The organism is Stenotrophomonas acidaminiphila, assembly GCF_014109845.1.
Lineage (GTDB): Bacteria > Pseudomonadota > Gammaproteobacteria > Xanthomonadales > Xanthomonadaceae > Stenotrophomonas > Stenotrophomonas acidaminiphila.
Map to the genome: position 1 here is coordinate 194,784 of NZ_CP043567.1, position 19,835 is coordinate 214,618.

At 63.8% G+C, this 19,835-nt stretch carries 20 protein-coding genes and 3 tRNA genes; 13 read left to right on the forward strand and 10 right to left on the reverse strand.

Annotation, left to right across the window (positions count from 1 at the left end; all coding sequences use genetic code 11):
- The first annotated feature begins 106 nt into the window (after positions 1 to 106).
- From F0P95_RS01135 to F0P95_RS01145, 3 genes are all read left to right on the forward strand, one after another.
- A tRNA-Met gene (locus tag F0P95_RS01135) sits at positions 107 to 183 on the forward strand.
- Between the two features lie 31 nt (positions 184 to 214).
- A tRNA-Gln gene (locus tag F0P95_RS01140) sits at positions 215 to 289 on the forward strand.
- Positions 290 to 398: 109 nt separating this feature from the next.
- Positions 399 to 473, forward strand: a tRNA-Gln gene (locus tag F0P95_RS01145).
- A gap of 186 nt (positions 474 to 659) precedes the next feature.
- Here the strand turns inward: F0P95_RS01145 and rpsI are convergent.
- Together rpsI and rplM are read right to left on the reverse strand one after the other, a co-directional pair.
- Positions 660 to 1,052, reverse strand: coding sequence for a 30S ribosomal protein S9 (gene rpsI / locus F0P95_RS01150; RefSeq protein ID WP_054667799.1), 393 nt, complete (start codon positions 1,050 to 1,052; stop codon positions 660 to 662).
- A gap of 2 nt (positions 1,053 to 1,054) precedes the next feature.
- Positions 1,055 to 1,483: a 50S ribosomal protein L13 gene (rplM, locus tag F0P95_RS01155; protein ID WP_056932810.1), complete on the reverse strand. Its 429-nt coding sequence runs from the start codon at positions 1,481 to 1,483 to the stop codon at positions 1,055 to 1,057.
- 193 nt (positions 1,484 to 1,676) lie between these two features.
- On the opposite strand from rplM, the gene coq7 reads away from it, so the two are divergent.
- Positions 1,677 to 2,321 carry a 2-polyprenyl-3-methyl-6-methoxy-1,4-benzoquinone monooxygenase gene (coq7, locus tag F0P95_RS01160; protein WP_182335379.1) on the forward strand — a complete coding sequence of 215 codons (645 nt, stop codon included), beginning with the start codon at positions 1,677 to 1,679 and terminating at the stop codon, positions 2,319 to 2,321.
- A 169-nt stretch (positions 2,322 to 2,490) separates the two neighbouring features.
- On the opposite strand, the gene sugE is transcribed toward coq7, so the two are convergent.
- Both sugE and speD read right to left on the reverse strand, forming a co-directional pair.
- Positions 2,491 to 2,805, reverse strand: coding sequence for a quaternary ammonium compound efflux SMR transporter SugE (gene sugE, locus F0P95_RS01165; RefSeq protein WP_182335380.1), 315 nt, complete (start codon positions 2,803 to 2,805; stop codon positions 2,491 to 2,493).
- A gap of 162 nt (positions 2,806 to 2,967) precedes the next feature.
- Positions 2,968 to 3,762: an adenosylmethionine decarboxylase gene (gene speD, locus F0P95_RS01170; RefSeq protein ID WP_054667806.1), complete on the reverse strand. Its 795-nt coding sequence runs from the start codon at positions 3,760 to 3,762 to the stop codon at positions 2,968 to 2,970.
- A 156-nt stretch (positions 3,763 to 3,918) separates the two neighbouring features.
- Between speD and crp the strand changes: the two genes are divergently transcribed.
- Together crp and F0P95_RS01180 are read left to right on the forward strand one after the other, a co-directional pair.
- Positions 3,919 to 4,608, forward strand: a complete 690-nt coding sequence (gene crp / locus F0P95_RS01175; protein WP_182335381.1) for a cAMP-activated global transcriptional regulator CRP — start codon at positions 3,919 to 3,921, stop codon at positions 4,606 to 4,608.
- Positions 4,609 to 4,816: 208 nt separating this feature from the next.
- On the forward strand, positions 4,817 to 5,575 hold the full coding sequence (locus F0P95_RS01180) for a sulfite exporter TauE/SafE family protein (RefSeq protein ID WP_182335382.1): 759 nt from the start codon (positions 4,817 to 4,819) through the stop codon (positions 5,573 to 5,575).
- A 42-nt stretch (positions 5,576 to 5,617) separates the two neighbouring features.
- Here the strand turns inward: F0P95_RS01180 and F0P95_RS01185 are convergent, their stop codons facing one another.
- From F0P95_RS01185 to F0P95_RS01210, 6 genes are all read right to left on the reverse strand, one after another.
- Complete coding sequence (locus tag F0P95_RS01185; RefSeq protein ID WP_182335383.1) at positions 5,618 to 6,334, reverse strand: haloacid dehalogenase-like hydrolase; 717 nt, start codon at positions 6,332 to 6,334, stop codon at positions 5,618 to 5,620.
- Positions 6,331 to 7,125: an indole-3-glycerol phosphate synthase TrpC gene (gene trpC / locus F0P95_RS01190; protein WP_182335384.1), complete on the reverse strand. Its 795-nt coding sequence runs from the start codon at positions 7,123 to 7,125 to the stop codon at positions 6,331 to 6,333. The genes F0P95_RS01185 and trpC overlap by 4 nt, the downstream gene beginning before the upstream one ends.
- Positions 7,126 to 7,177: 52 nt before the next feature.
- Positions 7,178 to 8,209 (reverse strand): anthranilate phosphoribosyltransferase, encoded by a 1,032-nt coding sequence (gene trpD / locus F0P95_RS01195; RefSeq protein WP_182335385.1) that lies wholly within the window; start codon positions 8,207 to 8,209, stop codon positions 7,178 to 7,180.
- A gap of 13 nt (positions 8,210 to 8,222) precedes the next feature.
- Complete coding sequence (locus tag F0P95_RS01200) at positions 8,223 to 8,741, reverse strand: DUF1543 domain-containing protein (protein WP_232528722.1); 519 nt, start codon at positions 8,739 to 8,741, stop codon at positions 8,223 to 8,225.
- Positions 8,735 to 9,319, reverse strand: coding sequence for an anthranilate synthase component II (locus tag F0P95_RS01205; RefSeq protein ID WP_056932814.1), 585 nt, complete (start codon positions 9,317 to 9,319; stop codon positions 8,735 to 8,737). Before F0P95_RS01205 ends, F0P95_RS01200 begins: the two co-directional genes overlap by 7 nt.
- Positions 9,320 to 9,543: 224 nt before the next feature.
- Positions 9,544 to 10,631, reverse strand: a protein-coding gene (locus F0P95_RS01210) for an IS3 family transposase (protein WP_182335386.1) whose coding sequence is annotated in 2 segments (ribosomal slippage) — positions 9,544 to 10,379 and positions 10,379 to 10,631 — 1,089 coding nt in all. Because the reading frame shifts where the segments join, the coding sequence is not laid out codon by codon here.
- 430 nt (positions 10,632 to 11,061) lie between these two features.
- Between F0P95_RS01210 and F0P95_RS01215 the strand changes: the two genes are divergently transcribed.
- From F0P95_RS01215 to F0P95_RS01245, 7 genes are all read left to right on the forward strand, one after another.
- Complete coding sequence (locus tag F0P95_RS01215; RefSeq protein ID WP_182335387.1) at positions 11,062 to 11,544, forward strand: LexA family protein; 483 nt, start codon at positions 11,062 to 11,064, stop codon at positions 11,542 to 11,544.
- Positions 11,541 to 11,939: a hypothetical protein gene (locus tag F0P95_RS01220; RefSeq protein WP_182335388.1), complete on the forward strand. Its 399-nt coding sequence runs from the start codon at positions 11,541 to 11,543 to the stop codon at positions 11,937 to 11,939. The genes F0P95_RS01215 and F0P95_RS01220 overlap by 4 nt, the downstream gene beginning before the upstream one ends.
- A 23-nt stretch (positions 11,940 to 11,962) precedes the next feature.
- On the forward strand, positions 11,963 to 13,225 hold the full coding sequence (locus F0P95_RS01225; protein ID WP_182335389.1) for a Y-family DNA polymerase: 1,263 nt from the start codon (positions 11,963 to 11,965) through the stop codon (positions 13,223 to 13,225).
- 177 nt (positions 13,226 to 13,402) lie between these two features.
- Positions 13,403 to 14,215: a hypothetical protein gene (locus tag F0P95_RS01230; protein WP_182335390.1), complete on the forward strand. Its 813-nt coding sequence runs from the start codon at positions 13,403 to 13,405 to the stop codon at positions 14,213 to 14,215.
- Positions 14,216 to 14,256: 41 nt separating this feature from the next.
- Positions 14,257 to 15,075 carry an NYN domain-containing protein gene (locus F0P95_RS01235; RefSeq protein WP_182335391.1) on the forward strand — a complete coding sequence of 273 codons (819 nt, stop codon included), beginning with the start codon at positions 14,257 to 14,259 and terminating at the stop codon, positions 15,073 to 15,075.
- Positions 15,076 to 15,429: 354 nt separating this feature from the next.
- Positions 15,430 to 16,586, forward strand: a protein-coding gene (locus F0P95_RS01240) for an IS3 family transposase (protein ID WP_139349468.1) whose coding sequence is annotated in 2 segments (ribosomal slippage) — positions 15,430 to 15,670 and positions 15,670 to 16,586 — 1,158 coding nt in all. Because the reading frame shifts where the segments join, the coding sequence is not laid out codon by codon here.
- 1,472 nt (positions 16,587 to 18,058) lie between these two features.
- Complete coding sequence (locus tag F0P95_RS01245; RefSeq protein ID WP_182335392.1) at positions 18,059 to 19,774, forward strand: phosphoethanolamine transferase; 1,716 nt, start codon at positions 18,059 to 18,061, stop codon at positions 19,772 to 19,774.
- The last annotated feature ends 61 nt before the right edge of the window (positions 19,775 to 19,835 follow it).

The following is a 19,835-nucleotide window of genomic DNA, read 5'->3' on the forward strand; positions in this document are numbered from 1 at the left end:
AATATTTCTACTGGCTTGGACTCTGCCATGGCCGCTGCAATGCCACAAGCGCGGAAAAAACAGTTGACAGGCAAGCCGCCGATACGCAGAATTGCGGGCTCCCTGAGGCTATGTAGCTCAGCCGGTTAGAGCACAGCACTCATAATGCTGGGGTCGGTGGTTCGAGTCCACCCATAGCCACCAAGGGAGCAGGAGCCCGGCTCCTGAAAGCCACAGCCCCGTCGCCAAGCGGTAAGGCATCTGACTCTGACTCAGACATTCGGAGGTTCGAATCCTTCCGGGGCTGCCAGATATCAAAAGACCAGATCGAAAGATCTGGTCTTTTTTTGCCCGTTACAGCGGTCTCGCCACGCCTGCTGGCCTCGACCGTCACGGCATGCGATAATCCACCCCTGCCTAGCCCCGTCGCCAAGCGGTAAGGCACCTGACTCTGACTCAGGCATTCGGAGGTTCGAATCCTTCCGGGGCTGCCAAATACCAAAGGCCTGATCGAAAGATCAGGCCTTTCTTTTTGCCCCCATCGGCCATCGGCAGGCACGTCCGCCGGGCGGCCGCGCACGCGGGCCTTCACGCCATCCCGGAACGACAAAAGCCCGGCCGAGGCCGGGCTTTTGTTTTCCCAGCGGGATCCCGGAGGATCCCACGCCAGGCGCGATGGATCAGCGCTTGGAGAACTGGGTGGCGCGGCGGGCCTTGTGCAGACCAACCTTCTTGCGCTCGACTTCGCGGGCGTCGCGGGTCATGAAGCCGGCCTTGCGCAGCTCGGACTTCAGGCCTTCGTCGTACTCGACCAGGGCGCGGGCGATGCCCAGGCGGATCGCACCGGCCTGGCCGGTGGTGCCGCCGCCGGTGGCGGTGACGATGACGTCGAAGCTCTCGGTGTTCTTGGTCAGCTCGAGCGGCTGGCGCACGATCATGCGCGCGGTCTCACGGCCGAAGAACTCGTCCAGCGGACGGCCATTGACGGTGATGTTGCCCGAACCCTTGCGCAGGAACACGCGGGCGGTGGAGGACTTGCGGCGGCCAGTGCCGTAGTTTTGCGTGATAGCCATGATTAGATATCCAGAACTTGCGGCTGCTGGGCGGCGTGCGGGTGCTCGGCGCCGGCGTAGACCTTGAGCTTGCGGTACATGGCGCGGCCCAGCGGACCCTTCGGCAGCATGCCCTTGACAGCGATCTCGATCACGCGCTCCGGGTGACGCTCCAGCGCCTGGGCCAGGGTCTCGGTCTTCAGGTTGCCGATGTAGCCGGTGAAGCGGTGGTACTGCTTGTCCTGCAGCTTCTTGCCGGTGACGACAATCTTTTCTGCGTTGATGACAACCAGGTAGTCGCCGGTATCGACGTGCGGGGTGTAGACCGGCTTGTGCTTGCCACGCAGGCGGCGGGCCAGCTCGGTGGCCAGACGGCCCAGGGTCTTGCCCGAGGCGTCGACGAGATACCAGTCACGCTGGACGGTCTCGTTCTTTGCGGTGAAAGTGCTCATGAAAGAACTCAGGTTAGGTCGGGCTCATTGCGGCGCTGCACTGCCGGAACTCTGCCACGCGTTGTGAAGGTGAAACACAAGAGGCGGGATTGTACCGGCCGCGGCCGGCCCACGCAAGCCGCCAGCCGGCCGGCCTTGGCAGCCCCGGGGACAGCGGCGAGAATCCGGCTCTCCCCCACCCCGCCTGGACGCCATGACCACCGACCGCGCCTTCACGCCCATGGACCGCCTGCTGACCGAGGCCCAGCGCGCGCTGGACACGGTGTTCGGCAACCCGCCGGCACGCCGTCCCAATCCCGCCGGCGATACCCCGGACGTGGTGCTGGAGCCGGACGAAAGGCGCCACGCCGCAGGCCTGATGCGCATCAACCACGTCGGCGAAGTCTGCGCACAGGGGCTGTACTTCGGACAGGCGGCCGTCGCCCGCGACCCGTCCACCCGCGCGCACCTGCTGGAAGCGGCGCAGGAGGAGACCGACCACCTGGGCTGGTGTGCGGACCGCCTGCGCGAGCTCGACAGCCGCCCCAGCCTGTTCAACCCGCTGTGGTATGCCGGCAGCTACGCCATCGGTACCCTCGCCGGGCTGCGCGGCGACGGCTGGAACCTGGGTTTCGTGGTCGAGACCGAGCGCCAGGTGGAGGCCCACCTGGACGAACACCTGGAAACCCTGCCACCGGCCGACCAGCGCAGCCGCGAGATCCTCAAGGTGATGAAGATCGACGAGGCGCGCCACGCCGACCATGCCGAACACGCCGGCGCGCGGGTCCTGCCGGCACCGATCCCGGCGGTGATGGCACTGGCCTCACGGGCCATGAAAACCATCGCCTACCGGCTCTGAACCCACTCCCCGGCCTCATGCCGGAACGGGCGAAGCCCGCGAATCCACCTGCAGCACAGCCGCCTTGCCCGAAGGGGCGCGGCGACAGCCGCGGGGACAGGCAGACCCGGGGTGGGGCCCCGGGCTTGCCACGCAGCCCCTGCGGGCTCTGGCCGCGCCGCGGCCGCGCCTACCCCACCACCTTCAACCCGATCACGCCGGACACGATCAGGCCGATGCACAGCAGCCGCGACCACGAGGCGCTGTCGCCGAACAGCACGATGCCCAGCGCCGCGGCGCCGACCGCGCCGATCCCGGTCCAGATCGCATACCCGGTGCCGATCGGGATCGACTTGAGCGACTGCGACAGGCACCAGAAGCTGACCACCATCGCCGCCAGGGTGCCCACGCTGGGCCACAGCCGGGTCCAGCCCTCGGTGTACTTCAGGCCGATCGCCCAGACGACTTCGAACAGACCGGCCACCAGCAGATAGATCCAGGCCATTGGGTTTCCTCCTTGGTTGGGGCACAAAAAAAGCGGCCCGGTGCTGGTGAGCACCGGGCCGCCGTCGGCTGTGTTCCGTGGATCGCGCCACGGGGCGGGCCGTCCCGCCGGGTATTTCAGGAGCGGCAGGCTAGCAACCGCCCCCCGAACCGCATGTAACCGTCACTCGGCCAGGTTGCGGCCGTGGAACAGCTCCTCGATCTCGCGGCGCAGCAGCGCCTCGATCTTCATGCGCTCCTTGAACGAGAGGTTCTTGGCCTTCTCTTCGAACAGGTACTGGTCCAGGTCGAAGTCCTTCAGGTGCATCTTCGTGTGGAAGATGTTTTCCTGGTAGACGTTGACGTCGAACATCTCGTAGCGCGACTTGATGTTCTTGGCCAGGAAGTTCTGGATCGAGTTGATCTTGTGGTCGATGAAGTGCTTCTTGCCCTTCACGTCGCGGGTGAAGCCACGGACGCGGTAGTCCATGATCACGATGTCCGACTCGAGGCTCTCGATCAGGTAGTTCAGCGCCTTCAGCGGCGAGATCACGCCGCAGGTGGCGACGTCGATATCGGCGCGGAAGGTGGCGATGCCTTCCTGCGGGTGGGTCTCGGGATAGGTATGGACGGTGATGTGGCTCTTGTCCATGTGCGCGACCACCGCGTCGGAGATCAGCTCCTTGCCGGCGGCCTTCTTGTCGATCACCGGCTCCTCGGAGATGAGGATGGTCACCGACGCACCCTGCGGATCGTAATCCTGGCGGGCGATGTTCAGGATGTTGGCGCCGATGATCTCGGCCACATCGGTGAGGATCTGCGTGAGTCGATCGGCGTTGTATTCCTCGTCGATGTACTCGATGTAACGCTGGCGCTCCTCTTCGGTACGCGCATAGCAGACGTCATAGATGTTGAAGCTCAGCGCCTTGGTGAGGTTGTTGAAACCCTGCAACCTCAGGCGAGGCAACGGCTTGACCACGGCGGTCGGTCCTGTGAATGGTGGGAAAGGGGGCAATTATGGGGCAAACCGCCCCCTGGCGAAACGTGCGCGGCCAACAGGCGTTTGCCCCTCGTGGCCTGCGTCGCTAAGCTTGTCCGTTAAGACAAGTTCATAAACACGAACATGAACGTCATCATGAGTCCAGGGATCGCCAACACCGTGCCTAACGTGCGCCTCGCCTCCAGCCCCTTGGCCCTGGACATCGCCACCATCGATCGGTTCCTGGCCCACAGCCACCGCCGCCGCTACCCGGCGCGCACCGACGTGTTCCGCCCGGGCGACCCGGCCGGCACCATGTACTACGTGGTCAGCGGCTCGGTCAGCATCATCGCCGAGGAAGACGAGGACCGGGAGCTGGTGCTGGGCTATTTCGGCGCCGGCGAGTTCGTCGGCGAGATGGGCCTGTTCATCGAATCGGACAAGCGCGAGGTGATCCTGCGCACCCGTACCCCCTGCGAACTGGCCGAGATCAGCTACGAACGGCTGCACCAGCTGTTCCTGGGGCCGCTGTCCAGCGACGCCCCGCGGCTGCTGTACGCCATCGGCTCGCAGATTTCCCGGCGCCTGCTGCACACCAGCCGCAAGGCCAGCCGCCTGGCGTTCCTGGACGTGACCGACCGCATCGTGCGCACCCTGCACGACCTGGCCCGCGAGCCGGAATCGATGAGCCATCCGCAGGGCACCCAGCTGCGCGTTTCGCGGCAGGAGATCGCCCGGCTGGTGGGCTGCTCGCGGGAAATGGCCGGACGCGTGCTCAAGAAGCTGCAGGCCGACGGCATCCTGCATGCGCGCGGCAAGACCATCGTGCTGTACGGAACGCGTTGATACGTATTCACGTATCGACCCCAAAGCCTGCTTCGCAGACCCCGGGCCCCGGTTCACCGGCCTCCAGATCCCCGCACCTGCCGGCGCGCCCCCTTTCCCAGAGGGGGCTGCCTCAGCGGAAACATGACGTCGCAAGCCCCGTAGCCCGGCACCGCGGGGCAGTCCCGCGGCCTTGACGGCTCCCTTCCTTAGCCAGCAGTCTCCACCAATGGAATTTGGAAGCGAGTTCTACTGGTTCATCCTGATCGGGATCGGGGCGCAGCTGGTCGATGGCGCCCTGGGCATGGCATTCGGGCTGGTGTCCTCGTCCGTTCTGTTGAGCATGGGGCTGCCACCGGCGGCGGTGAGCGCCAGCATCCATACCGCCGAGGTGTTCACCACCGGCGCGTCCGGGGTATCGCACCTGGTAGCCGGCAACGTCGACCGGCGGCTGTTCCTGCGCCTGGCGCTGCCCGGCGCGGTCGGCGGTGCGCTCGGCGCCTACGTCCTGACCCAGTTGCCCGGCGAATTCATCCGCCCCTTCATCTATCTCTACCTGCTGGCGCTGGCGATCTTCATCCTTGCCCGCGCGGCCGGCCGTTTCACCCCGCGCAGCGAGGTGCAGCGGGTACCGGTGCTGGGCTTCTTCGCCGGCCTGCTCGACGCCAGTGGCGGCGGCGGCTGGGGGCCGGTGGCGACTTCGACCCTGCTCGCGCGCGGCGGCCAGGCGCGCACCACCATCGGCACGGTGAATGCCGCCGAATTCATCGTCACCCTGGCGATCTCGACCACGTTCCTGCTGTCGATGGGATTGCAGCACCTGTCCATCGTCGCCGGGCTGCTGGTCGGCGGGATGATGGCCGCGCCGGTGGCGGCGCTGCTGGTCAAGCGCCTCAAGGAGCGCTGGGTGCTCATCGCGGTGGGCGTGCTGGTGCTGTCGATCAGCCTGTTCCAGATCGGCCACGCACTGCACCGCTGGCTGGGCTGACGTCCGGCAGGCGCACCGCCCGCCAGTAGCCGGCGGCGCCGCTCAGGCCCGCTCGCCGCCGCGGTCGGCGCAGCCCCAGTTGAGGATGCGGGTACCGGCCGGCAGCACCCGCCGGAAGTACGCCACCCGCGAATGCTTGGGGTTGACCACCACCGGCGCCTGCGCCGCGCGCAGCAGCGGCAGGTCGGCGGTGCTGTCCGAATAGGCGATGGCGATGGCGCCATAGCCGCGCTCGCGCAGCATGCGCATCTTCTCTTCGTTGTGGCAGTGGCGGGTGGCGCCCATCGCGCCCAGCCGCGGCCCCACTTCGCTGCCGACCACAGGCACGTCCTGGTGCGCGACGAAGGCCAGGATGGCGCGCGCCAGCTCCGGCGGCGCACCGGTTGCGACCACCACCCGGTCGCCGGCGCGGCGATGCGCGGCGAACACGTCCAGCGCCTGCGGCAGCAGCCGCGCGCGGATCGCGGGTTCGTGCACGCGCACGTACTGGTCGATGATGCCGTTGAACTCCCGTGCACGGTGCAGGCCGAAGGTCGCGATCCACACGTAGCCGGAAATGCCGAAGCGGCGCGTCGGCAGCAGCGCCACCAGCGGGCCGAACAGCGGCGTGGCCAGCACTGCCGCCAGCATCCGCAGCGGGTTGCGGCGGATCAGCCAGGCAAACAGGTGGCTGCCGGAATCGCCGTCGTACAGCGTGTGGTCGAAATCGAAGACGACCAGCTGCGCGTCGTCGCGGGGAACGGGGTAGGACTCGGTCATGCGCTGAAGAATAGCTGACGCAGGCCCTCGCCCGGCTCCTCCACGCGCATGAAGGCCTCGCCGACCAGGAAGGCGTTGACGCCGGCCTCGCGCATGGTCCTGACGTCGGCCGGGCCGAGGATGCCGCTCTCGGTGACCAGCAGGCGGTCGCGCGGCACCGCCGCGCGCATCGACAGGGTGGTGTCCAGCGATACCTCGAAGGTGCGCAGGTTGCGGTTGTTGATGCCCACCAGCGGTACCGGCACCTGGATGGCGCGCTCCAGTTCGTCGATGTCATGGACTTCCACCAGCACATCCATGCCCAGTTGCATCGCCAGGTCGGACAATCCGGCCAGCTGGCGGTCGTCCAGCGCCGAGACGATCAGCAGGATGCAGTCCGCGCCCAGCACGCGGGCCTCGACCACCTGGTAGGGGTCGATGACGAAATCCTTGCGCAGCACCGGCAGCGTGCAGGCCTCGCGCGCCTCGCGCAGATAGGCGTCGGCACCCTGGAAGAAGTCCACGTCGGTGAGCACCGACAGGCAGCTGGCGCCCCCCAGTTCGTAGCTGACCGCGATCTCGGCCGGGCGGAAATCCGGGCGGATCACGCCCTTGGACGGGCTGGCCTTCTTGACCTCGGCGATCACCGCCGGGTCGCCGTTGGCGATGGCCGCCTGCAGCGCGCTGGCGAAACCACGCACCGGCGGCGCATCGGCCACCCGCGCCTTCAGCTCGGCCAGCGGCACGCGGGCGCTGCGCTCTGCCACCTCCTGCGTCTTGCGGGCGAGGATGGTGTTGAGGATGTCGCTCATGGCTCTGCTTTCCTGGAAGACGGTACGGCGGTAAGGGAAGAAGGGTGGACGCTCAACCGGCCAAGGCGCGGCTGGCGGCGACATACTGCTGCATGCGGGCACGGGCGCTGCCGTCGGCGATGACCGCGCGCGCGCGCGCCAGCCCGTCGGCGATGCTGTCGGCCACGCCGGCCACGTACAGGGCGGCGCCGGCGTTGAGTGCGACGATGTCGTTGGCCGGGCCCGGCTGGTTGTCGAGCACGCCGCGCAGCATGGCGATGGACTCTTCCGGGTTGGCCACCTTGAGATTGCGGCTGGCCGACATGGCGATGCCGAAATCCTCCGGGTGGATCTCGTACTCGCGCACCTTGCCGTCGCGCAGCTCGCCGACCAGGGTGCCGGCGCCCAGCGAGATCTCGTCCATGTTGTCGCGCCCCCACACCACCAGCGCGCGCTGCGCGCCCAGCTCGCGCAGCACCCGCGCCTGGATGCCGACCAGGTCGGGGTGGAAAACGCCCATCAGGATGTTGGTGGCGCCGACCGGGTTGGTCAGCGGACCGAGGATGTTGAAGATGGTGCGCACGCCCATCTCGCGCCGCACCGGCGCCACCACCTTCATCGCCGGGTGGTGCATCGGCGCGAACATGAAGCCGATGCCGGTCTGTTCGATGGCCCGCGCCACCTGCTCCGGGTTGAGCTCGATCGCCGCACCCAGCGCCTCCACCGCATCGGCGCTGCCGGACTTGGACGACACGCTGCGGTTGCCGTGCTTGGCCACCTTGGCACCGGCCGCGGCCACCACGAACATCGAGCAGGTGGAGATGTTGAAGGTATGCGAGCCATCGCCGCCGGTGCCGACGATGTCGACCAGGTGGGATTTGTCGGCCACCGCCACCGGCAGCGCGAACTCGCGCATCACCGTGGCCGCGCCCGCGATCTCGCCGACGGTCTCCTTCTTCACCCGCAGGCCGGTGAGGATGGCGGCGGTCATGGTCGGGGACACTTCGCCACGCATGATCTGCCGCATCAGGTCGACCATCTCGTCGAAGAAGATCTCGCGGTGTTCGATGGTGCGTTGCAGGGCTTCCTGCGCGGTGATGGTCATGAAAACTCCAGGATCAGGAAATGACGATGTAGTCGCTCTGGCTGCGGATGCCGGCGTGGGGGCCGGGAACCAGATGCACGTGCAGGCCACCGATGGGGCCGACGGGCAGGCAGCCGTCGACGTCGAACAGGGCGTCGCGGTGCGGCTTGATCCACTCCGCGCCGGCCTGGCGCAGCGCCTTGCGCTTGGCGTCGGCCGTGTCGTCGGCGACCACCAGCAGGTAACGATGGGCCTCGCCGAATTCGCCGGCGACATAGCCGCCCAGATTCACGAAGTAGAGCCGCGGCGCATCGGCGGCGGGCGCGTCCGCGGACAGGCGCACCTGCCACTGTTCGACGCCATCGACCGTCATCCACGAATCGATGTGCAGCCCGGACGTCTCGCCGAACCACTGCTGGCGCAGCTGCGCGTGGCTCTGTTCGATGCCCGGCGCCACCGCCAGCACCACGTCGTGCACTTCGGTGTTGGCGCGCGCATGGCGGCCGCCGAGCATCACCACGAACAGCCGCAGCGCTTCGGTCCCGCTCAGCACGTGCGGTCCAGGAAGTTCTTCATCAGCGCGTGGCCGTGCTGGGTGAGGATGGACTCGGGATGGAACTGCACGCCTTCCACCGGATGCTGGCGGTGGCGCAGGCCCATGATCTCCTCCATCGAACCGTCGGCATTCTCGGTCCAGGCGGTGATCTCCAGGACGTCCGGCAGCGTGGCCTTGTCCACCACCAGCGAGTGGTAGCGCGTGGCCTCGTAGCGGTCGGGCAGCCCGGCGAACACGCCCTTGCCCTCGTGGCGGATCGGCGAGGTCTTGCCGTGCATGATGTTGCCGGCGCGGATCACGTCGCCGCCATACACCTGGCCGATGCTCTGGTGGCCCAGGCACACGCCGAAGATCGGGATGGTCGGGCCGAGCCGGCGGATCACCTCCAGCGACACCCCGGCGTCGTCGGGGGTTTTCGGCCCCGGCGACACCACGATGTGCGAGGGATTGAGCGCGGCGATCTGCTCGACGCTCAGCGCGTCGTTGCGCACCACCTTCACCTCGGCGCCCAGCATCTGCAGGTACTGCACGAGGTTGAAGGTGAAGCTGTCGTAGTTGTCGATCATCAGCAGCATATGAGTCCTAACTGAGTGTTTTTAGACGGGATAAAACTCGACAATAGCGATCGATACCCGCACAAGTACCCCCAAAGCCAGTCGGTACCCCTGCATGTGTGCCGAGCCGGTCCAACGGGCCTTACATCGTCGCATGCGGGGATCAGTGACGAGTGGGCACCAGCGCCTTCTTGCCTGAGACACACGGGTAATCCCCCCGCTTTTAGCGGTCGCCAGAAGTGGAGCTAAGCGGCCATTGCCAACTTCATCGCTGGCGTGATGCCGCCGAGCGCCATGTTCGGACGCTCGTGGTTGTACGTCCATAGCCAGCGGGTGGCTTTGTCCTGCACCTGGTCGATGGTGTCAAACAGGGTGCGGGCCAGCCAGGCGTAGCGGATGGTGCGGTTGTAGCGTTCAACGTAGGCATTCTGCTGGGGCTTGCCCGGCTGGATGTGCTCGACCCGGATGCCATGCCGCTGCGCCCAGGACAGCAATGCGCCACTGATGTACTCAGGGCCGTTGTCGCAGCGGATCACGGCGGGCTTGCCGCGCCACTCGATGATCTGCTCCAGCGACCGGATCACCCGGGCCGACGGCAGCGACAGATCCACCTCGATCCCCAGTCCCTCGCGGTTGAAGTCGTCGAGCACGTTGAACAGCCGGAAGCTGCGGCCGTCGGCCAACTGATCGTGCATGAAGTCCATCGACCAGACCTGGTTGATCGTCTCCGGCACCGCCAGAGGCTCGGGCCGCTCACGCACCAGCCGCTTCTTCGGCTTGATCCGCAGGTTCAACTCCAACTCGCGGTAGATCCGGTACACCCGCTTGTGGTTCCAGCCAAAGCCCTTCACGTTGCGCAGGTACAGGTAGCACAGGCCAAAGCCCCAGTCGCGATGGGCGGTCGTCAACCGGATCAGCCAGTCGGCGATGCGGGCGTTCTCCTCGCTGGCCTTGGCCCGGTAGCGGAAACAGGTCTCGCTCACCCCGAAGGTCTGGCAGGCGTGGCGCATGCTCGTGCGCCCGCTCGTGACTGCGGATTGGGCCATCTCGCGCCGCTGAGATGGCCTCACCATTTTTTTGCGAGCGCTTCCTTCAGCAGGTCGGTACTGAGCTGGGCCTCGGCGTACATCTTCTTCAGACGCCGGTTCTCCTCCTCCAACTCCTTCATGCGCGCGACCATGGACACCTCCATGCCGCCGAACTTGCTGCGCCACTTGTAGAACGTCGCCGAGCTGATGCCGTGCTCGCGGCATAGCTCTGGCACGGGCGTGCCGGCCTCGGCCTGCTTGAGCACGGCGATGATCTGGCTGTCGGTGAAGCGGGACTTCTTCATGGAACCTCCTCGGAAAAGGGTACGAGAAAATTCCACTTCTGGCGTCAGCTAATGGGCGGGGGATTACCCACGCGTCTCGGCGTGCCCGTGAAAGCGTAGTCCCGTGAGAGTGCCGCTTGGCAAGCCACTCCGAGTGTTCCCCTGACTCATCGACTGGGACTTGGCTGATGTCCTCCCCTCGCTTGACCAACGACACTGTGCTCGTTGGCAACGCACGGGACCGGCCCACCGGCTAGGACATCCACCCGTCGCGCGCCCCGCCAGGGATGAAGGGGCGGCCAACCGCGCCAAGACCCGGGGTCTGCCTCTGGAAGTCTTTGAACTGTCGGGTGGAAGTGTGCGTCGCAAAAGCCTGTTAGTAGTATTACTGCTAATCGGCTATCATGGCCCGTCTCAAACGGTGAGCCCACCGTCCCCCGAGACTGCCGCCATGATCGATTCCCCCTCGCCCCTCCTCCCGCCTGGCGTCATCGGACCTGCCGATGCTGACGCGCCAGAGCTTGCGGTGCCCTTGCTGTCGAATCGGGTGACCTGCGGCTTCCCGTCGCCGGCCGAGGACTTCTATGGCGAGAACGACGCGCTGGACCTCAACCGGCACTGCATCCTCAACCCCGTCTCGACCTTCTTCATGCGGGCCGACACCGGGATCTCGATGATCAACTTCGGCATCTACCCCGACGACACGCTGATCGTGGATCGCAGCATCACGCCACGACACGGGCACATCGTGATCGCCATCTGGGACAGTGGCTTCACCTGCAAGCAGCTGCAGCTGCAGCGGCGCGGCAGGCGGTTCGAGCTTCATTCCGGGCATCCGGACCATCCCCCGATTCTGGTTCCCCCCGACATGGAGCTGGAGATCTGGGGTGTCGTGACTTGGAACTTCCGTCAACTCTTGGGGCGCAGGCGATGAGCAACATCCCGCAGAGCTGGAAGCACAAGCTGAAGCCGATGGAAGGCCCCCGCTGGCCGCTGCGGTGCCGCCACGTGTTTGCCATCGAAGACGTCCTGCGGCTGCAGGCAGGCCTGTGGCCGCGCGACATGGACTACCGCTGGGCGATCTGGATGGACGGCGATGTGCTGCGCTGCTGGCGTTCCTGGACCGGTGCCTGTGTCTATGAGGCGCATCTGGCATTGCACAAGGATGGATCGGCCACCGCGGTGATGCTTGACGTGCTGGATGAGCCGGAAACCTATGCGCGAGCCACTACCGAGGAAGCCGAGTTGCAGCGCTTCGAGGGCGTGTTGAGCCTGATCCGCCAGCTGCACGTCGAAGCGGAAGCGACCGTCGACCTGCTCACGGGCTGATGGGTCTGGCGGAGCGACGACGCATGTTCGGCCTGGTCGACGGCAACAACTTCTACGCCTCCTGCGAGCGGGCGTTCAAGCCCGAGCTGCAGAGCGTGCCCGTCTGTGTGCTGTCCAACAACGACGGCTGCGTGATCGCGCGTAGCCAGGAGTGCAAAGACCTCGGGATTGGGATGGGCCAGCCCATCCATGAGGTGCCGCCGGCGCTGCGCCGGCAGCTGCGGATCTTCTCGGCCAACTTCGCCCTCTACGGCGACCTGTCGGGTCGGGTGGTGTCGATCCTGCGGGACCAGTTCGCCCGGGTGGAGGTGTACTCCATCGACGAGTCCTTCGTGGATTTTGAGGGGATCCGGGCGGAACGGCGCGAGCAGGTCGCCGTCGAGGTGCGGGCCCGGATCCGGCAGTGGGTGGGCATTCCCTGCTGCGTGGGGATCGGGCCAACCAAGACGCTGGCCAAGCTGGCCAACAAGCTCGCCAAGAAGACGCCGCACGGCGTCGTGACAGTGCTGCCCTGTGATGCGGCGCTGGAAAAATTCCCCGTGGAGGATGTCTGGGGCGTGGGGCGCCGCCTCACGGCGCGGCTGGGTGCCGAGGGCATCCTGACCGCGGCAGACCTGTGCCGCGCCGACCCCGAGACGCTGCGGGCGCGCTACGGCGTCGTGTTGGCCCGCACCCAGCGCGAGCTGCAGGGCATCGCCTGTGCGGACCTGGAAGAGAGCGAGCCGGACAGGAAACAGATCGTGGTCAGCCGCTCCTTCGGCCGCGAGGTCGTCGCGTTGGAGGACCTGCAGCAGGCCGCGGCGACCTTCGCCCAGCGGGCATGCGAGAAGCTGCACGCCCGCTCGCTGCAAGCCAACGGCGTCTGGGTCTGGTTCAACACCAATCCCTTCAAGCCCGACGCGCCGCAATACCACCCTTCCGGCGCCATGCGTCTGATCGCACCGACGTCCGACACCCGGGAGTTGCTGCGCCAGGCGCAGCAACTCGTGCGGGCGATGTATCGGGAGGGCTATCGCTACAAGAAGGCAGGCGTCGGCCTGCTGGATCTGACTCACGGCGACCACCAGCAAGCGGATCTGTTCGCACAGGCCGATCCGCGCTCGAAGAGCCTGATGGAGGTCATGGATCGAGCCAATGCGCGCTTCGGGAGAGGGGCGCTAGGGCTGGCGTCGAGTGCCTGGCGTCCGCGCAAAGGGGCGTTAGAGAAGCCGGTATGGAGGATGAATCAGGCGACGCTGTCGGGGCGATATACGACAAGCTGGGGTGAGCTTGCTGTCGCCAGATAAGGAGTGAGAAGCGGACGACTGATTTCGGCCAATAACAGACCTTGCCAATGCGCCTATACGGCTTAGGACGTCGGCACGCCTTCAACTCCCGCCCCTGGGTCCCGTAGGCCATAGACGCCAAAAGGCGTTGCACTTCCGCACATTGTGCCGCACACTGTGCGAACACCGGAGACATAGATGGATTGGGAATATACGTATCGAGCAGCGACTGCCAGGCACAGGCCAACAGGCCTGGTGTTTCGCATTGCCTATAACTCGACTGCGCCTGGCTGGGTGACTTCTCTCGAGGGAGAAAGGCTCCCCTCGGTCGAGGCTGCCCACGTCGCCGCACTGCGCGACGAGCTTCATCAACTAGTGCACGATGCCCACACGCAAAGGCGGGTGTCCGAGCTTTTGCATGGCCCGTACAACGGCGACTACAGCCACGTGGCAGCAATTCTGAGCAGGCAAACACGAAAGAAGGTCTCTGTGCGCACGCTTCAGGCGTGGATGATGCCTGCTGGCCGCCCGAGCAGCCGCCGATGCCCGGAGTGGGCCCTGTTGGCACTAGAGCAATACCTGGCGAGCAATCCCCGAGCGCCGGCCGACTGGCAAGAGACGAGCAGCATTCTTCACAGCACGCCTAGCGGACAAACACTGGCGTTCCATACCCAACTGCGTGATCAGCGCTCCTTACAACTTGCCGAGGCCGAGATTGCAGAGGAAGAAGCCACGCTCCACAAGTGGCGGTCCGCCGACCTAATGGAATTGGCCCAGCGGTTGACGGAAATGGAGATCAGCTCCCGGCGCGCCACAAGCAACCATGCAGATATGATCGGCCAGATCGTTGCGTTGACCCGTTCCTGCGCGACCTTCGAAGAGTTTCGAGCACAGCTTGATGAAGCGTTAAGGCGGAAGCTTGATCTCGATTACACGGTCAGGCAAATCGTAAGCGACCTTCGCAAGGGTCGTGGAGAGTTCGCTAGCCCTGATGGAACACTTCCTGAATGATTCGGCGGACGCCTGCCGACTCCTCACAGCATGCAACGCAAATGAACGCATTTCAAAGCTCGGACCAGTCGACGGTTGCGCTGTACTGGGATTTCGAAAATATCCATGCAAGCGTATTGGACCGCCGAAAGGGCGTGGGCGCTTACAAGCAAACACGCTTTACCAATCAAGAGCCCGTGATCGACGTCGAAGCTCTGATGGAATTCATAGCTTCGCTCGGTTCGGTGGCCATCAACCGGGCCTACGGCAATTGGCAATGGTTCTCACGATACCGCGAAGTCCTCCTGCACAACGCGGTCGAACTGATCCAGCTGTTCCCGCCAGGTGCCTCCGCAAAGAACGGTGCGGACATCAAGCTATGTCTGGACGCTACCGAGGACATCATCCGGTTTCCGCACATCACGACGATCGTCATCGTGGGAGGCGACAGCGATTTCCTGCCTGTTGCACAGAAGATCAAAGCTGCCGGAAAGACGTTGGTGGGCGTGGGCTGCGAAGCAACAACCAATCGCCACTGGGCTCATAGCTGCCACGAATTCAGATACTACGAGTCCCTTCTGATAGACGGCACCAAGCCGGCCGCCTGCGAAGACCCGAACGAGGATATAGCTCCTGCACCTGCTGACCCTGTCGACTTGATTCGCAGAGCGATTTTGCGCCTTTCAGCGAATCGAGGAGACCCATGGGTTCTTAAGGCCGCGATTCGGCCTATGGTTAAACGGCTCGACCCGACTTTTGACGAAAGTACTTACAACGCCTCTAACTTCGCCGATCTGCTGAAGAAGCACTCCGATGTCTTCGAGGTCAGAAAGGGGCAGCACGACCAAGAATTTCGCATCAAAACTACAGCGGCGGCCTAGCTAATTGTTCGCTAGCCAGAAACATATCGCGCGTGCCGTCACCTGACCGTAGAGTCCTTCATGACCACTTTTTACTACGAGTGTTACAACTGTCAGCGCACCGTTCGTTCCGAAGACGTGGACGACGGACATAGTGGCTTTGAACGCATATACGACCAAGACTGCGGCTGCATTGATCGTCAGCGCGAGGCCAAGCGGAACGAAGAGTGGGACGACTGATATTGGGCGCCTAGCCCGGTGGGTCGGCAATGTCCGCTGTGGGTCGCGGATTCAATTGATCGATGCAACACACGGGTTCACCCCCGTTTTCACGGACACTTACAAGAAGGCCGATCGAGGCCATGAGGAGTGTTCATGTCAAAGCGTCGCAAGTTCAGTGCCGAGTTCAAGCGTGGCGCGGTGGAGCAAGCCAGTCGGCCCGGTGTCAGCTGCGCCCAGGTAGCCCGTGAGCTGGGCATCCGTGACAGCCTGCTGACCCGCTGGAAGCGGGAGGCGCAGACGGCGGGGAAAGCCGCCTTTGCTGGTACCGGGAGCCCGCGTGACGAGGAGGTTGCCCGGCTCAAACGCGAGTTGGCCCGGATCACCAAGGAGCGGGATTTTTTGCGCGAAGCGGCGACGTTCTTTGCCAAGGGATCATCCTGAGGTATCAGGTGATCGAACGTTGCCGCGATGAGTTTCCGGTTCGTCTGATGTGCCGCTGCCTGCGGGTATCGACCAGTGGCTACTACGACTGGAGCAAACGACTGCCCAGCCCTCGTCAATGCGATAACGAGCGCTTGCTGGGCCGTATCCATGTGCTGCATCAGGACAGCCGGGGCACGCTGGGTGCCGGCCGCATGCAGGAAGATCTGGTCGAGGAAGGGCTGACGGCCAGTCGGAACCGGGTTGCCCGGCTGATGGCGTTGGCAGGCCTTCAAGGCTGGCCGCGCCAGAAACGGCGTGGCCAGCGCGCTCAACCGGCCCTGACACCGCCGGGCGTGCGCAACCTGCTGGAGCGTGATTTCAGCGCCTCGGAGCCGGAAACCAAGTGGGTGACCGACATCACCGAGATCAAGACCCAGCAGGCCAAGCTGTATCTGTGCGTAGTGCTGGACCTGTTTGACCAGCGCATTGTGGGCTGGTCGATGCATCATCGGCAGGACAGGCAGATGGTGATCAGGGCCGTGCAGATGGCGGTTTGGCAGCGTCAGGAGCAGCATCGGCTGATCCTGCACTCCGACCGTGGCAGCCAATTTCGTAGCGGCGATTACCAGGATTACCTGGCCGCCAATGGCCTGCTCTGTTCGATGAGTGCGGTGGGGCATTGTGGTGACAACGCCGCCTGCGAAGGCTTCTTCGGATTGCTCAAACGCGAGCGGATCTATCGCACAACGTATCCCACACTCGATGCCGCCCGGTCCGATGTGTTCGAATATATCGAGCGCCGCCACAACCCCAGGATGCGACGGCGCCGGGTCAAGCAGGACCAGAAGTTTTCAGTCCTTTCCAAACAGTCCGTGATTTCGGGGTAGAACCCCTTCTCGACCTCAACCGTATTGGTCAGAGCCGCACGTGACTTCCTTCGTCATCCACGCTAAGCGCTACGCTCTGGCACTGCTACTTGCAGTGCTGGTGGTCGTGCCTTTCGTGGATGCGTCGATTTGCTCTTCTGAAGAGCAGGCCCATCAGGACGTAGCAGGGGCAGGCGACGGCCATTCCGACAAGTCACACCCTGCGTGTGGTCATGGGCACTGCCACCACAGCAGCACCTTCGTCGCGTCCAACGGATTCACCAGTGCCGACACTGCACTAAATGAAGACGGGCATACGTTCTACGAACAGCCTGTGACGTCCCATACGCCCGAAAGGCTGATTAGACCTCCCAAGGCTTGATCGCGACACAGGCGCAGCGCGTCTGCTCGTACTTCTGCGATCACCTTTAACAGGTCTCTCCATGATCAAACTTTGTTGCTGGGCGCTTGGCGCGCCCGGCCGACGCGTGGCTGCTGGTGCAGCCGCCGAACGGCATCGTGCCGCCTTCAAAAAGGTGGACTAAATGCCTCTTCCGATTCCCACCTCTAACCGAGTTTCGTACGGTCAATCTGCCGTGCTGACGACAGCTTCTGTGCTGATCATTCCCGCACGCCCTGGAGACGGTGCTCTATCTCCAGCCGGTGAGGCACGTTTGGCCTCGGTCTTCTCCCCTGAATTCGTGGATACCGCTACCTGGTTGCCGTGGCACAGGGACGGCCTGGTCGTAGGCAGACCTCCGCTACTGACCGGGATTCAAGCCACGCTGGCGCAACTAACCGAAACCTTGCGGACTTCCTTCCTGGGTGCCTCCCGGGTATCAGTCTCTGCGTATGCGTGGATACGTAGTGTCTCAGTGCTGTCAGTCTCACGCGGTGCGTTGAAGAGGCCTTCCCCGGGCATGAGCGCCGTAGGAGTCGTCCAGGCGCTTGCGAGTTCCAAATGGCACAGCGCTTCAAAGCTATTTCCAGGGACTTCCGCGCGAGTAGCCAGACGTACCCGGCCCTCCGCAGCGCATAGACGCTACAAGTGGCTCGGGGAGCATTCGCTTTCGACGCAGTCAGTCGCGACCTGTTATGGATTCGCGCAAGCCAGTCAGCGGCAGCCTGCACTGGTGATGAACTGTAACCGCCACCGACTGCGCAGGCGTCGACTACTTATCGAGGGATCAGCGCTCGGCGACTGTCCCGGTGAAGATCCGAAACCTCGCAAGCTCTCTAGCCCAACCAATCGCTACTTCAGGACTCTGCCTCTTGGCGGCGATGCGTCTGCTTGCGCGGACTCAATACAGCGGCCTTATGCATCGCCTCTTGCGAGTGCAGACGCACCTTCTCCCAGACCTGCATCGCATCTCTAAGCGCCCGTTGGAATTAGACCCGCGAGCAGGAACGCCCTTCGACGAGTTGGCGCGGTCTGCGAAGTGCCTCCGCATGCGCCATGAGCGCATTTGGCGGTCGATCAAAAGGAAGCAGCTATGCGTTACGTGAAAAAATACCTGAACCACAGTTGGAAGCTTGGTGGGAATGGCTCAAATCCACTAGGACGGCTCGGCCGGCCTCTTCGTGGGCCTCAGGCCGGGATCAACACACTAATCGTGATCGTCGCACTCTACTTCACGTTGTTCCTCAACAACGCCTTCTTTGCAGAGGTAGTTGAAAAGAGTGGTGTGGAGGGTGTGGCGCGAGCGCTGCTTGTCGCGTCTACGGCCGCGCTTCTTACGGCTATGAACGTACTTATTCTTGGGCTTCTGTGCGTCCGATGGACGTTGAAACCGATTGTTGCTTTGCTCCTCATTGTGTCAGCAGCGGCGGCATACAACTCCGACAATTACGGCGTGTACTTCGATTCGAGCATGATTCGAAACGTGCTGAAGACTGACAGCGCGGAGGCCGGAGAGCTGCTGACCTGGGGATTGTTCCTGTCGGTGCTGGTCAAAGGTCTGCTTCCCGCCGTTGCGGTATGTGCGGTACGAATTCGACCTCGCTGCACCATGGCGCGCGGACTACTTTCCAGAGCTCTCTTGCTGGGCATGGCTATGGTGGTAGTTGTTGGTGCGGCACTGGCCTCATTCGACAACCTATCCTCGCTTATGCGCAACCACAAGTCAGTCAGATACCTTGCGACGCCCGGGAACTACCTTGCCTCGATAGGGAAGGTCATCAAAGAGGAGACGCGCGCAGAGCGTGGACCGATCAAAGTAGTCGGTCCCGACGCCACGATGGATCCTCATCCACCAGGCGCGAAGCCACACTTTCTTGTCATTGTTGTAGGCGAGACGGTTCGCGCCCAGAACTGGGGGCTGAACGGATACGCTAGGAACACGACACCGCAACTTGAAGCCCTGGACGTCGTGAACTTCACCGACGTGACGGCCTGTGGTTCCAATACCGAGGTGTCCGTTCCTTGCATGTTTTCTATGTATGGAAGGCGAGACTACGACCGAGACAAGATCAAAAGATCCGAGTCGCTTCTGCACGTATTGGAGCGCGCCGGAATCAAGACCCTGTGGCGCGACAACCAGACGGGATGCAAGGGGGTGTGCTCTGATCTTGCATTTGAGTCTTACCGCGTTCCCGCCAAAGATAGTCTATGTGACGATCAGGCTTGTCGCGACGAAATCATGCTGCAGGGATTGCATGACTCCATTGACGACAATCCCGGCGACGTCGTCGTGGTTCTGCATCAGCTTGGTAACCACGGACCTAGCTACTACAAGCGATACCCCGAGAGCCTGAGGAAGTTTACTCCTGACTGCCGCAACGCCGACCTTGGCAAGTGTACTCGCGCCGAGATAGTCAATGCCTATGACAACGCAGTCTTAGCGACGGATGACTTTCTGGCAAAGACAATCCGTATGCTCGAACAGGACAAGAGCCACGATACAGGCTTGATCTATGTATCCGACCACGGGGAGTCATTGGGCGAGGCGAACGTCTATCTGCATGGTCTTCCCTACGCCATTGCCCCGGAGACTCAGATCAAAGTGCCGATGGTGATGTGGATGTCAGAGGGCATGAAGAGCAGCAACAAGCTGGATATTGAATGCGTCCAGGGACGTTCAAGGCTGCCAGCCACTCACGACAACCTCTTCCATTCTGTGCTCGGTCTCATGCAGGTGCGGACAAAAGCGTTGGACCAGAGCCTAAATCTGTTCTCCGGCTGCTCCGTTGGCAGCGTCGCCGCCCCATAACCATTTCTCGGGAGCAGCGCTGCCGGGAGATCCCGGCAGCGCCTCCTAACGGCAAAAGAAG